Origin of the sequence: Paractinoplanes tereljensis, from assembly GCF_016862435.1 — a bacterium.
Taxonomy (GTDB): domain Bacteria; phylum Actinomycetota; class Actinomycetes; order Mycobacteriales; family Micromonosporaceae; genus Actinoplanes; species Actinoplanes tereljensis.
Genome location: NZ_BOMY01000028.1, coordinates 85,972 through 99,186, shown reverse-complemented (window position 1 = coordinate 99,186; position 13,215 = coordinate 85,972). Strand labels below are relative to the sequence as shown.

The window sequence follows — 13,215 nt, the reverse complement described above, 5'->3', positions numbered from 1 at the left end:
GGCGGCGACGGGATCAGCTCTCGTTCAACGTGGTGTTGATCTGGTCGTCGGCCCACTTGGCGCCGTCGGCCACGGACTTCTTGCCGGTGAGGATGTCGGTCAGCATCGTCTGCAGGACGTTGCCCTTCTCGACGTCCGCCCACTTCTCGGCGTTCGGCGGGAACCAGCTGCTCTTGGCGGCGAGCGCGGCCGGCGCGATGGCCGGGTTGTCGGTGGCGGCCTTGTCCAGCAGCGCGGTCGCGTTCGGCAGCGCGCTGGCCTTGATCAGGCCGGCCATCGAGGTGCTGTCGGTGAACGCCTTGATCCACTGAGCGGCCAGTTCCTTGTTCTGGCTCTTCTCGGTGACGCCCAGGTTCGAGCCGCCCAGGAAGGACGGGACCTCGGGCATCGGCGCGGCGGCCAGCTTGCCCTTGACCTTGGTGTCGACAAGCGCGGAGTTCGGGTCGTTCGGGTCCTTCTTGATCTGCTCAGCCGCGCCCAGCTCCCAGGCGTTGCCGTAGAACATGCCGGACTGGCCCTGCGCGAAGATGCCGGCCTGGTCGTTCTCGTTCTTGGTCGGGTCCGCCTTCGAGTACTTCTTGACCATGTCGACCCAGCGCTGCAGGCCCTGGACCGAAGCCGGCTGGGACAGCTGGCCGACCCACTTGTCGCCGTCCTGCTTCGCGATGTCGCCGCCGGTCGACTTGACCCAGGACATCGCCGAGTACCAGTACTGCCCCGGCATGTAGACGGCGCCGAACTTCGAGTCCGACTTCTTGGCGGTCTGCAGCTTGTCCGCGTCGGCCAGGAACTCGTCGTACGTCTTCGGTGCGGCGGCGATGCCGGCCGACTTGAACAGGTCGGTGCGGTAGATCAGCACGCGAGCACCGGCGTAGTAGGGCACGCAGTAGGTCTTGCCCTCGAAGTCGCAGGCGCCCTTGAGGCCCTGCAGCCAGGTGTCCGAGTTCTCGTAGTCACCCGGGTTGATGGCCGCGAAGGCCGAGCTGAACACGTACTTCGGGAACTCGGTGTTGCCGAGCTCGACGACGTCCGGCACGTCCGAGCCGGCCAGCGTCGCGTCCAGCTTGGTGAGGTGGTTGGCCCACTGCTGGTATTCCACGTTGACCTGGGCGCCGGTCGCGTCGGTGAACCGCTTGGAGGCGTCGTCGACGACACCCTTCCAGGCGCTCTGCGCGTCGACCATCAGCCAGACCTTGAGGGTCTTGCCCTTGCCGTCGACCGGGCCGGAAGCGGACGTCGTGGGGGAGTCGTCGTCGTTGGAGCCGCAGGCCGCGGCCCCGAGCAGCGTCGCCGCGAGGGCGGCCACTGCGACGAGTTGGCGCTTCATCGCTTCCTCCTGAAGGAATTCACATATGAGGGGATTTGGGGTTATTCCGATTAAGGTGGTGGTGGGGCCGGTGGTGGTTTAAACGGGGGTGCCGTCTTTTGCGGCCTTGTGGCCGTGGACGGCTTGTGCGGTTTTCTGAAAGGCCGCGTGCGAACGTTCGTGGGTCCGCTGTGCGACCGCGACATAGAGCAGGTCGAGAACGACCAGCTGCGGGTGCCGGGCGCTGAGCGCGTCCGGCCGGAAGGTCGTCGCCTGGGTGGCGGTGAGCAGCACGATGTCGGCCAGCTCGGCCAGCGGCGAGCGAGGAAAGCTGGTCAGGGCGATGGTGGTCGCCCCCCGGCTGCTCGCCTCGGCGAGCAGCTCGATCGTCTCGCCGGTCTCCCCCGAGTGCGAGATGCCGAGCGCGACGTGGCCGGCCCGGGAGAGCGCCGCGCTGGCCAGGCCGTTGTGCACGTCGGTCCAGGCCCACACCGGCACGCCGATGCGGTGCAGGCTGAACTGCATCTCCTCGCCGACCAGCGCGCTTCCGCTGGCGCCGAAGATGTTGACCCGCGGGGCCGCCGCGATCGCCACCGCGGCCCGCTCCACCTCGGCCAGGTCGAGCAGCGCGGCGGTGTCATGCATGGCGCGGGTGTCGGCCGCCATGATCTGCCCGAGGACCCGGGCGAGTGGATCGCCGGGCTGGATCTCCCGGCCGATGTCGACCGTCCAGCCGGCCGACCGGGCCCGGCCGGTCTCGGCCGCGATGCCGAGCCGCAGGTCGGCGTAACCGTCGAAGCCGAGCGCGCGGCAGAACCGGGTGACGGTGGCCGGCGAGGTGCCGCTGCGCTCGGCGAGTTCGACGATGGTGGCCCGGGAGGCCGCCGCCGGGTCGGTGAGGACCTGCTCGGCTACCCGCCGTAGTGCGCCGGTGAATTCCGGCAGCAACGACCGAATCCGCAGGAGCACACCGTCGGACGGCCGCGAATCGACGACAAGCGAGTCGACGATCGCCGTCCGCGCGGCGCCGTCCATCTCTGGCTCGCTCATCGGCCACCCTTTCAGGAAGGACTGTTTACTGTCGCGGTAAAAGTTCTTACTAATCACCCACCTGTGTCAAGGCTGTGGGCGAAGTTTTCAAACCGTTACCTGACCAGCGACGATGAACGCGTGTTACGCGGCAACCGCTTGACGGTCATCGATCCGGAAATGTTCTTTACGGAGTGACCGGCGTCACCTGAAAGGAATTGCCCGCTTTTGTCATAGCCGTTTCAGATGAGGCCATGACGACAAAAGCATGAGAGCACCTGGGCCGTTCGGATGACTTCACGAACGATTCGAAACATCCAGGCAACCCCGGAAACATGATCAAAAAATTTACCGTACGCGTCGGGAACGCTCCCAAACGCAGATAGGAAGTCCCGCCGAGGGGACCGGCCAGGCGGTGGTTGCGCTGGTCACCCGGCCTCCGGCCGGGCCCGATGGCCGGGCTCAGGGCAGCAAACATCGTCACCGCCGGTAATGATTACCGGCGGCTCGACGACGGGGTGCTTCAGGCGGATTCGCGGATGGCGGTAGCGAAGGCCTCGGAGCGGTGCTCGAAGTTCCGGTACCGGCCGTAGCTCGGCGCCGCCGGCGACAGCAGGACGACTCCCCCGGACGGGGTCAGCTTGCGAGCCAGCCGCACCGCCGAGGGCAGATCCTCGGCATTTTCGGTCCGCACCCCGGCCAGCCCGGCGAGCGCCTCCAGGATGCGCGGCCCCGAGTCGGGAATGCCGATCACGGTGAGTTCGCGGTCGGCGAGGAACTCGCGTAGCGGTGCGTAGTCGAGGCCGCGGTCGGTGCCGCCGACCAGCACGGTGAGCGGTCGCGACGCGTACGCCTCGATCGCGTGGATCGCCGAGTAGGGGCTTGTCGACAGCGTGTCGTCGACGAAGGTCAGCCCGGACGGGTCCTCAATCTCGGCGAGCCGGTGCGGCAGCCCCTCGAACGCCTCGACCGCCGCCTCCAGCTCGTCCTTCGAGCCCGGCACGTCGACCCCGAGGCCGTCCAGCACGGCCAGCGCCACGCACAGGTTGCGGCCGTTGTGCGCGCCCTTGAGGTGCAGCGCCTCCCGGTGGAACAGCGGCTCGTCGGAGCAGTAGACCCACTCGTCGTGGATCCGGAACCGGGAGTCGTCGGCGCCGGCCGGGATCGGCGGGAAGCCGTGCAGGTCGCTGATGCCCCGGATCTTGTCGCGCAGCCGCAGGTCGGAGCCGTTCACCACGATCATCTCGGGACCGTGCCGGAGCAGGTTGAGCTTGTCCCGGTAGTACTCCTCCTCGCCCCCGTGCGCGTCCAAATGCTCGGGGAACAGCGAGGTCACCACGGCGACCCGGGGCGAGTCGGTGAGGTCGGCACACTGGTAGCTGGACAGCTCCAGCACGTACTGCGCGGCCGGCGGCAGGTCGAGCAGCGGCACGCCGATGTTGCCGCCGAAGCTGTTGGGCCGGCCGACCGCGGCCAGCAGGTGGCTGATCAGGCTCGAGGTGGTGCTCTTGCCCTTGCTCCCGGTAACGCCGATGGTTCGCGCTGCGTTATCGGCCATCCAGAGAGCACTACCCCCGGTGACCGTGACGCCCCGCTCGCGCAGCTCCTTCATCCAGGGGTGCGTCTGCGGCACGCCCGGCGAGCGGACCACCACGTCGGCCGTCACCAGGGCGGGAAAGGCGTGGTCACCACCGGCCAGCGGGGCGGTCTCGGCGAACTCGTCCCAGGGCACGGAGAGGAAGTTCGCGCTGTCGTCGACCGCGATCAGCCGGGACGGCTTCTGCTTGGCGATCGCGGTGACCGCGGCCCGGCCCTCGCGGCCGGTCCCCCAGATCGCCACTGACCGGCCGTTCAGGTCTGCCAGACGCACGTCGAGCCCTCCTAGTCGAATCGAACTAGTATTGCCGGTCGGCTCAAAGACAGGAGTTTCCGGGTGCGGTTCGACGTCATGCGCTTCCCCTCGTACGCGTTCGACCCGGAGACCGGGGTCGCGACGTTCGACTACGTGCTCGACGGCCCGGAACCGCTGGAGTTCACCGAGACGATCACCTTCCCGGTGCCCTCCGGCCGCACCGCCCCGGACGCGTTCTACCGGGTCCTGGACCTGCTCCACGTGGTCGCCGGGGTCAGTTACTACAAGGTCGGCGCGCCGCCGCGGGTGGTCGCGCCCAAGCCGGTCCCGGCCGCGGTGGGCGACTTCTTCACCGCGATCTACACCCACGGCCTGGCCGAGTACGCGTATCGCAACCAACTTGCCCATGTCCTCGATCTGACAGTCGAGGTGCCCGAGGTGGCGTCCACGGCCGAGCCGGTGGACAACTCGCAGGGCCGGCCGCTCTCCGCGGTCGGCGGCGGCAAGGACTCGATCGTCACGCTGGAGATCCTGCGCGCGGCCGGGCTCGACCCGGTCCCGTTCTCGGTCAACCCCAACCCGGTGATCAAGGCGGTCAACGCCGCCTCCGGCCTGGCCGCGCTGGCCGCCCGCCGGCAGCTCGACCCGCGCCTGTTCGAGCTCAACAAGGCGGGCGCGCTCAACGGCCACATCCCGGTCACCGCGATCAACTCGCTGATCGCGATCGCCACCGCGGTCTGGCACGGCCTCGGCCCGGTGGTGATGTCGAACGAGCGCTCGGCGTCCGACCCCAACCTGGTCTGGAACGGTCACGAGATCAACCACCAGTGGTCCAAGGGAGTGGCCGCCGAGGGCCTGCTGCGGGCCGCGGTGACCGCCCACGCCGGGCTGACCGAGCCCTACTTCTCCCTGCTGCGGTCGCTGTCCGAGCTGCACATCGCCCAGCTGTTCGCCCGGCACACCGCCTACGACGACGTGGTGACCAGCTGCAACAAGGCGTTCAAGCTGCACGATCCGACCGTTCGCTGGTGCGGCGACTGCCCGAAGTGCCGGTTCGTCTTCCTGGCGATGGCCCCGGCAATGGAACGAGACCGGCTCACCCACATCTTCGGCCACGACCTGTTCGCCGACCCGGCCCAGGTGCCCGGCTTCCTGGAGCTGCTCGGCATCGACGCGCACAAGCCGTTCGAGTGCGTCGGCGAGGTCGAGGAGTCGCTGGTCGCGCTGGCGATGCTGGACGACGACGCCCCGGTGCTTGTCGCGCTGCGGGCCGCGGTGCCGGCGCAGGCCTGGGCGGAGGCGTCCCGCGAGGCGGTGCTCACCCCGGGCGGCGAAACGTACGTCCCGGAGGCGTACGCCAAGATCCTGGACGCGGCCCTCGCGTGATCTATTTCGGCAAAGCGGACCTTGACGCTCCGAAGGAGCGGGGTTGGTTGGTCGGGCACTTCCTGCCGCCCGGGGACGCCCGGCACAGCACCGACGTCGAGATCAAGTGGGGCCGGCACGAGGCCGGCGACCGGCGGGCCGAGTGGGTCCGCGGCGAGCACCGCACGGCCGTCCTGGTGCTGATCAGCGGCCGGTTCCAGATGATCTTCCGGGAGCGCACGGTGGTGCTGTCCGAGCCCGGCGACTACGTGCTGTGGGGCGCCGGTGACGACCACTCCTGGCTGGCCGAGCAGGACTCGGTGGTGCTGACCTGCCGCTGGCCGTCGGTGCCCGGTTACGCGGTGCCCTACTCGGGCGCGTCGTGATGGATGTGGTCGGGCGCGACGCCCAGCAGCTGTAGCGCGACGGTCGTGCTGGTCAGCATCAGCGGCGGGCCGGCCAGGTAGACCTCGTGCTGCGACCACTCGCCGTAGGCCGCGACCGCGTCGGTGACCAGGCCCGACGCGTACGGCCCGGGGTCGCCCTCGGAGACCACCGGCACCACCGTGGCCCGTTTCGCGGTGCGGGCGATCTCGGCGATGTCGTCGATGTCGTACAGCTCGTCGAGGTTGCGGACGCCCCAGAACAGGACCGCCGAGCGCGGGTCGCCGGTGTCCGCGAGCTCGGTCAGCAGCGCCTTGAGCGGCGCCACCCCGGTGTCGCCCGCGATCATCAGCAGGTTGCGGTCGGGGGCGACCGGCAGCGCCATCTGGCCCTCGGGCCGGCTCAGCTGCAGCCGGTCCCCCTCCCTGGTGCGGTAGACCAGGGTGCCGCTGACGCCATTCTGCGTTTTGGCCCGCACGTGCAGCTCGATCAGGTCGTTGCGGCGCGGGGCGCCGGTCAGCGAGTACGGTCGCCAGATCCCCGGCAGCTCGGCCACCTCGACCCGGGCGTACTGGCCCGGCCGGAACGGCAGCGGCAGATGCGGCCGCAGCAGGATGACGGCCAGGTCGGGGCGGCGCAGCTCGTGCGACACCACCACGGCGGTCCAGGTGGTGCGGTGGTAGGCGGCGGTGGCCCCGCCCTGCCGGATCCACTCGTACAGGTGCTGCCAGGTGGACCGCCAGGCCAGGTCGAACTCCTGACGCCAGTCCCCCGGCGCCATCCCGGCCCGCATCGCCTCGGCCAGGGCGGCCCCGACCAATTGCAGGCGGTCCTGCTCGACCCCGGCCTCGGCGAGGACCTGACCGAGAGCGGCGCAGCCGGCCACCAGCAGCGGCGGCTGGTCGAGGTGGTGCACGAGCCAGACCAGGCCGGCGGCGAGGCGGTCGGCCTGCGCGTCGGCGTCTCCCGGCAGGATCGCGAGCAGCGACGGGTGTGCCTGCCAGAGCGCCTCGCGCAGCCGGATCGCCACCTCGCCGGCGCCACCGGCGAAGGTGAGGCTGGTGGCCAGCAGCCGCTGGGTCTGGCGGAGCAGGGCGTCGTCGGCCGGGTCCATGCCGTCCACCGAGGACGTACGGGCCGGGGCCGTCACGGTCGGCGACACGACGCCCTCGAAGTGCGGGACCCGGGGGCGGGCAGAGTGTTCCGGCTCGTCGCCGGAGGCCCAGCGGGGGCGGCCCGGCACGGCGCTCTCGGGCTCGTCGGCGGCCGGCACGACGGCCTCGCCTGATGCCTTCGCCGGCCCGTGCGACACCTGGGCCGGTCCGAGTCCGGCGAATCGGTTGCGGCTCGGCTCGCCGACCCGGTCCTCGCCGTCGATCCCGTAGCCGTCCTCGGGGCGGTCCTCGGGGCGGCCCGCGGCCGGTTCGGGTTCCGCTTCGGGGGTCTTCCGCAACGGGTCGATGGACGGCAGGCCCGGCGGGCGGAGCAGCGGCCCACGCTCGGCGAACGAGCTGCCGACCGGAGGTTTCGGTGTCTTTCCGGACAAGTCGGTTCTTTCGGGAGGGCGGGGCGGAGATCCGGCGGCGCTCCGGCCGAAGAAGTCCGCCGCCGAGGCCAGCAGGTCGCCGTCGCCGGGCACCGGCTCATCGGCCACGGCCGGCCCGCCCACGGTCTCACTTGGGCCGGTCGGCTCGCTGTCGTGCGGGCTCTCGGCCCAGCCCGGTCGCTGCGGGGCCGAGGCCGGCGGTTCGCTCGCCGCCTTACGCCGGGCGATATCGGTCAGCGCCGCGGCCGTGTCGGCGGCACCCGCCTCCACCGCCTCCGGCGCGGCCTGCCGCAGCCGAATGGCCCGCAGCAGGGCCAGAAGGTGCTGATCCGCTCCCGAACCAGAACCCGATCCGGACGACACAGTCACACCCCCCGTTCGACGGATCACCCGAACAGTACAACCGTACTGCCGCTCCGGACCTTCTGCCTCACCCCAGGATCCCAGCTCGGATCGGAACTTTCTGGATCATTGCCGGACGCGGCCGAGCGCCTCCAGCGCGATCCGGGCCTGTCCCTCCGGATCGTCGCCCAGCGGGCGCAGGATCACCGTGGACGCGCCGGCCTCGTGCAGGGCGGCCACCCGCGCCGGGATGTCGGCGGCCGGCCCGATCAGGGTGAACAGCTCCTCGGGCGGGACCCCGAGCCAGGCCGCCTGCCCGGTGACCATCTCCCGGGTGGCCTCGGCGGCCCGCTCCGGGTCGTCCGACACGTGCAGGTAGGCGAAGACGATCAGCTCGTGCTCCGGCCGGTCACCGGCCGCCCGGCCGGCGTCGATGTGCTTGCGGGCCGCGATGAGCTCGGCCGGTCCGGCCCCCTCGGCCAGGATGGTCCCGTCGGCGACCCGGCCGGACAGTTCGAGCGACCGCGGCTTCACCACGCCGGTCACGATCGGCGGCACCTCGCGGGCCGGGTGCACCAGGGTCAGCCCGTCCACGGTGACCTCGCGCCCGTGCAGGGTGACGGTCTCCCCGGCGACCAGGCCGCGGACGGCCACGATCGTCTCCTCCAGAAGGGCGAGCTTGCGCGGGGTCTCGGCGCCGACCTTGCGCATCCACTCCGGAACGCCGTGCCCCACCCCGGCCACCAACCGTCCCGGGTGGACCCGGGCCAGGTTGGCGACCTCCATCGCCAGCAGGGCCGGGTTGCGCAGCGCCACCGGCGCGATGCCGATGCCCACCCGCAGCCGGCGGGTGGCGGCCAGCGCAAGGGCGGCGGCACTGATCGACCCGGCCCAGCCGAGGTCCTCGACCACCCAGAGGTCGTCGGCGCCCAGCTCCTCGAGCGCGGCCGCGCAGGCCGGCAGCTCCTCCGGAGCACGGTCGCGCTCGAACATGAAACCGACACGTAACCCGATCATGACGCAACCCTAGCGGCCACTAGGATCCGCGCGTGACCCTCACCGTCGAAGATCTCACCGGCTACGTCGAGCGCGATTTTGACGCCGACCTGACCCGCTTCCTCACCGACCGTCCCGCCCTCGACGACCTGGACCTGAGCGACGTACGCCCGATCGAACCGTTCCTCGCGCGCCTGCCCGCACCGGCCGCGGCCGCCCTGGCGGCCTTCGATCGCCTGGTCCGCTCCGGCACGTTGCCCGAGTTCCTGGACGTCGCCGAGTGGTCGTACGGTTTCGACTTCGCCGCCAACGACTGCGGGATCCTCGACTCCGATTACGAGACCCGGCTGAGCGACGACGACGTCTACTCGATCGGCGCCGACGGCGGTGGCAACCTCTGGGTGGTGCTGACCAACGGCCAGGTGGCCATCTGGTTCCACGAGGAGGAGGTCCTCGAGGAGGGCACTCGCTTCGACAACCTGGACGTGTTCCTGTGGAGCTACGTCCGCTACGAGGCGGTCCGGGACGGCACGCTCGACCTGGCCGAGGTGGAGGCGGACTTCCTCGCTCTGGGCCAGGACGGCGCCCTGCAGCCCGAACTGGGCCTGCTCGCCTCGATGCGCGCCTGATCGGCCATACTTACCTCATGGCTGACTCCGAGCAGGTGGAACCAGAAGCCGAGCAACCCGAGGAGTTCATGAATCGGGCCGCTCGGCGGGCCGCCAAGGGCAAGAAGCACGGGCATTCCGACAGTGGCGTCACCCAGACCGGCGGGCAACCGCACGGACGCGGAACGGTGCCGGCACGTAAGTCCTTCGGGAACCGGCGCAGCGGCGGCTGAGAGAAAGCGAAGGGGCCCGTGGTCGTAATTCGGGTTGAGGGCGCGGACGATCCGCGGATCGGCGATTACCGCGCACTGACCGACCTGGAATTGCGCACCCGGTGGGAACCGCCGAACGGGCTGTTCATCGCCGAGGGCGAGCTGGTCATCCGGCGCGCCCTACGGGCCGGCTATCGGCTGCGGTCGATTCTGGTCGACGAGAAGCGGATCGATCAGTTCGCCGATCTACCGGACGACGCGGTCGTCTACTCGGGCACCCCGGCGGTTCTCGAAGCGATCACCGGCTTTCACGTGCACCGTGGCGTGCTGGGCTCGTTTCACCGCCGGGAACTCCCGTCGCTGGAAGAACTGGTGGCCCCGGCCCGGCGGCTGGTCGTGCTCGAAGGGCTGAACACGCACACCAATCTGGGGGCGTTGTTCCGCAGCGCGGCCGCCCTCGGCATCGATGCGATCGTGCTGTCACCGAACTGCGCCGACCCGCTGTACCGGCGGGCCGTGCGGGTGAGCATGGGCGAGGTCTTCGCCATTCCGTACGCCAAGGCGGAGACCTGGCCGGAAGCCCTCAAGGTGGTCCGCGACGCGGGGTTCCGGCTGCTCGCGCTCACGCCCGGGGCGGATTCGGTGGAACTGCAGAATCTGAGCGCGGCCGACCGGGCCCGGCCGGCATTGATGCTCGGCGCCGAGGGACCGGGGCTGAGCCGGTCGGCGCTGGCCGCGAGCGACGTGCGGGTGGCCATTCCGATGCAGAACGGGGTCGACTCGCTGAACGTCGCGACGGCCGCCGCGATCGCATTCTGGGAACTCAGCCGCTGATTTCCGGAATTGCTTTCACGGTCGAAATTCGGGGCTTTCCAGCGACCCCGGTAATAGCTAGCCTTACGTCCGGTGATGCGGGCTATGACCGGGATGTGAATAAGTTGGCCGAAAAATCGGGCTATAAAGGGTTTTTGCCGTGGATAGTCGCTCTGTCAGTCATCGGAATCATGGCGATCCTCATCCTGCGCAGCGTTCCGGGGCGTTCCGAGCCGAGCACTCTGCTCTCGCCCGAGCCCGCCTTCACCCTCCCGGGGGTCACCTCCGGGCCGCAGATCCCGGTCAGCCTCCTGCCGAGCACCCCCACCGACAGCGGTAGCCCCACCCTCGAGAAGACCACCAAAACGGTGCCGCCCCGTGACCCCACGAGCGACCCGCAACCGACCACCGCCCCCGCCGCCGTCACCGTCAGCGGCACCTACCGGATCCTCAACTCCTACCCCGACGCGTTCATCGGCGAGGTGCTGCTGCGGAACCACACCGGCACCGGACGGTCCTGGACGGTCACCCTCAACTACCCGGGCGCCCTCGTCACGTCCTGGCTCGAGTCGCTCCCCCAGCCCACCCTGGTCCAGCGCGGCACGTCCTACACCTGGACGTCCTCGGTCCCGCTGGCCGCCGGATCCACCGGTTCGCTGCGGTTTCACTTCAAGCTCTCCGGCTCCGCCGGACCGGAGAACTGCGCGGTCAACGGGTCGGCCTGCAGCTGAACGAGCGCGCTCACCGGGCCCTCGCCCGGCGGCAGCTCCACGGTCAGGCCGGCCGCCATCAGCGCGGCCCCGGAAACTCCCTGGTAGGTCACTGCCGGATCCAATCCTCGCAGCCGCACACGGACCGTCCTCGCGGCGCCGGAAACACGCCACACGAAGACAACGATCCGGCCGTCCAAAATGTATTGGGACGCGGACAGTGAACCTTCCGGCGGCAGCAACCGGTACAGCGTTCCGTGCTGCACGATCGGCCGGATCTCCCGATAGCGGGCGACCATCTCGGCGGCCAGGTCCAGTTCGTCCGGCGTCCAGGTGGTCAGGTCGCCGCCGAGCCCGAGCACCCCGGCCATCGCGACGTGGAACCGGAACGGCAGCGGCACCCGCCGGCCGGTGATCGAGTTGGGACTGTCGGTGACCCAGGCGACCATCGTCCCCGGCGCGTACACCTGGGTGTATCCGTGCTGGATGCCGAGCCGGTCCACCGCGTCGGTGTTGTCGCTGGTCCACACCTGATCGGTACGGGCCAGAATTCCGAGGTCGACGCGACCCCCGCCGCCGGCGCAGGCTTCCACCCGTACACCGGGATGGGTTGTCCGAAGTTGATCTATGACGGCATAGACGCCTTGCGCGTGCCCGATCGCCGACTGCGGCCGGGCCTGGGTGAAGGACCGGTTGAAGTCCCACTTGAGGAAGGACAGGCCGGTCTCCCGGATGATCCGGTCCAGCGTGGCGAACGCCCAGTCCCGGACGTCGGGCCGGGTGAAGTCGAGGACCAGCTGGTTGCGCAGCTCGGTGGCGCGCACCCCGGGTTGGTGCAGGGTCCAGTCGGGGTGCGCGCGGTACAGATCGCTGTCCGGGTTGACCATCTCGGGCTCGACCCACAGTCCGAAGTCCATGCCGAGCGACCGGATGTGATCAGCGAGCGGCCGCAGGCCGTCCGGAAAGCGGTGCGGGTTGGGGAACCAGTCGCCGAGCCCGGCCCGGTCGCTGGTGCGCGCGCCGAACCAGCCGTCGTCGACCACGAACAGTTCGACGCCCAGCTTGGCGGCGCGTTCGGCGAGGGCCCGCTGCCCCTCGTCGGAGACGTCGAAGGAGGTGGCCTCCCACGAGTTGTAGAGCACCGGCCGCAGCTCGCCGGCGTGCCGCAGGACGTATTTGGCCTGGTAGTCGTGCCAGGCGCGGCTGGCCGCGCCGAAACCGTCGCCGGTGTAGAGCGCGGCGAAGATCGGCGAGACGGCCTGCTCCCCGGGGAGCAGGCGGGTGACGGTGCGGTCGTGGCCGGCGGCGCCGAGGACCGAACAACGACCGGCCGAGGTACGGGACACCGTGATGCGCCACGAGCCGCTGAAGGCGAGCGCCGCCGTCCAGACCTCGCCGGACTCCTCGGTGGCGGTGCCGTCGTCGAGCATCACCCACGGGTTGGTGGCGTGGCTGGTGACGCCGCGCCGGCTGATCAGGGTGGTCTCGGCCTCCGGCACCTCGACCCGGTGCAACCTGCCCTCGCGGACCCAGCCGCCGGTGACGTGGGTGAGGCGGTAGTCGTCGCGGACCGGAACGCACCAGACCGCGGCCGCGTGATCGGTGAGCACGACCTCGTGGCCGGCTCGAACCACCGACCAGCGCTCGATGACGTCGGTATCCGGTCGCACCCGGTAGTGCAGGTCGGCCTCCAGGGCACCGCGGAGCCGGACGATCAGCTCGTCCCCGCGGATCTCGTGCCCGGCCACGTGCAGGTCGCCGCCGTCGAACGACAACGCGGCCGGCCCGAACATGGCGCCGCCGCCCACCGGGAAGTCCTCGGCCCCGTCCAGCCACCCCTCGAAGGTGTCCTGGTAGGGCGAGTCCCAGGCCGGGATCTCGGCGGCCTCGGCGGCACTGATCCGCGGCCCCCAGTGGATCGGGCGGACGGTTCTCTCGTCCAGTCGCACCGCATAGGTGGTGTTCGCGGTGTGCAGGGCGATGGTGACGCCGTCCGGGGACGACTCGATGAGCGACAAAACGGAACTCCAGTAAGAATGGGCCGGCCCGGTT

Annotated in this window: 12 protein-coding genes; 6 read left to right on the top strand and 6 right to left on the bottom strand. The window is 70.3% G+C overall.

Going from position 1 to position 13,215, the window contains the following annotated elements; all coding sequences use genetic code 11:
* Nucleotides 1-13: 13 nt before the first annotated feature.
* The 3 genes from Ate02nite_RS20760 to murD form a co-directional block, all read right to left on the bottom strand.
* On the bottom strand, nt 14-1,327 hold the full coding sequence (locus tag Ate02nite_RS20760) for an extracellular solute-binding protein (RefSeq protein WP_203807983.1): 1,314 nt from the start codon (nt 1,325-1,327) through the stop codon (nt 14-16).
* Between the two features lie 78 nt (nt 1,328-1,405).
* Nucleotides 1,406-2,356: a MurR/RpiR family transcriptional regulator gene (locus tag Ate02nite_RS20755; protein ID WP_203807981.1), complete on the bottom strand. Its 951-nt coding sequence runs from the start codon at nt 2,354-2,356 to the stop codon at nt 1,406-1,408.
* Between the two features lie 502 nt (nt 2,357-2,858).
* Nucleotides 2,859-4,205 carry a UDP-N-acetylmuramoyl-L-alanine--D-glutamate ligase gene (gene murD / locus Ate02nite_RS20750; protein ID WP_203807979.1) on the bottom strand — a complete coding sequence of 449 codons (1,347 nt, stop codon included), beginning with the start codon at nt 4,203-4,205 and terminating at the stop codon, nt 2,859-2,861.
* 78 nt (nt 4,206-4,283) lie between these two features.
* Here murD and Ate02nite_RS20745 point away from each other — a divergent pair, with 78 nt between their 5' ends.
* Nucleotides 4,284-5,573: a MurL-like N-terminal domain-containing gene (locus Ate02nite_RS20745; RefSeq protein ID WP_203808068.1), complete on the top strand. Its 1,290-nt coding sequence runs from the start codon at nt 4,284-4,286 to the stop codon at nt 5,571-5,573.
* A gap of 47 nt (nt 5,574-5,620) precedes the next feature.
* Nucleotides 5,621-5,938, top strand: coding sequence for a signal peptidase I (locus tag Ate02nite_RS20740; RefSeq protein WP_307873286.1), 318 nt, complete (start codon nt 5,621-5,623; stop codon nt 5,936-5,938).
* Here the strand turns inward: Ate02nite_RS20740 and Ate02nite_RS48850 are convergent.
* Nucleotides 5,920-7,845, bottom strand: coding sequence for an FAD-binding oxidoreductase (locus Ate02nite_RS48850; protein ID WP_239147554.1), 1,926 nt, complete (start codon nt 7,843-7,845; stop codon nt 5,920-5,922). The genes Ate02nite_RS20740 and Ate02nite_RS48850 overlap by 19 nt on opposite strands.
* 105 nt (nt 7,846-7,950) lie before the next feature.
* Nucleotides 7,951-8,841: an LLM class flavin-dependent oxidoreductase gene (locus tag Ate02nite_RS20730; protein WP_203807975.1), complete on the bottom strand. Its 891-nt coding sequence runs from the start codon at nt 8,839-8,841 to the stop codon at nt 7,951-7,953.
* Between the two features lie 32 nt (nt 8,842-8,873).
* On the opposite strand from Ate02nite_RS20730, the gene Ate02nite_RS20725 reads away from it, so the two are divergent.
* The 4 genes from Ate02nite_RS20725 to Ate02nite_RS20710 all read left to right on the top strand — a co-directional run bounded on the left by Ate02nite_RS20725 (nt 8,874) and on the right by Ate02nite_RS20710 (nt 11,184).
* The gene (locus Ate02nite_RS20725; protein WP_203807973.1) at nt 8,874-9,449 is read left to right on the top strand and encodes a hypothetical protein; all 576 of its coding nucleotides are present in this window, start codon (nt 8,874-8,876) and stop codon (nt 9,447-9,449) included.
* Nucleotides 9,450-9,466: 17 nt separating this feature from the next.
* The gene (locus Ate02nite_RS20720; RefSeq protein WP_203807971.1) at nt 9,467-9,661 is read left to right on the top strand and encodes a hypothetical protein; all 195 of its coding nucleotides are present in this window, start codon (nt 9,467-9,469) and stop codon (nt 9,659-9,661) included.
* An 18-nt stretch (nt 9,662-9,679) separates the two neighbouring features.
* A complete protein-coding gene (locus Ate02nite_RS20715; protein WP_203807969.1) occupies nt 9,680-10,474 on the top strand; it encodes a TrmH family RNA methyltransferase in 795 nt (264 codons plus the stop codon).
* A 170-nt stretch (nt 10,475-10,644) separates the two neighbouring features.
* Complete coding sequence (locus Ate02nite_RS20710; protein WP_203807967.1) at nt 10,645-11,184, top strand: cellulose binding domain-containing protein; 540 nt, start codon at nt 10,645-10,647, stop codon at nt 11,182-11,184.
* Here Ate02nite_RS20710 and Ate02nite_RS20705 read toward each other — a convergent pair.
* Nucleotides 11,118-13,181 (bottom strand): alpha-galactosidase, encoded by a 2,064-nt coding sequence (locus Ate02nite_RS20705; RefSeq protein WP_203807965.1) that lies wholly within the window; start codon nt 13,179-13,181, stop codon nt 11,118-11,120. The two genes, Ate02nite_RS20710 and Ate02nite_RS20705, sit on opposite strands and share 67 nt — an antisense overlap.
* Between the last annotated feature and the right edge of the window lie 34 nt (nt 13,182-13,215).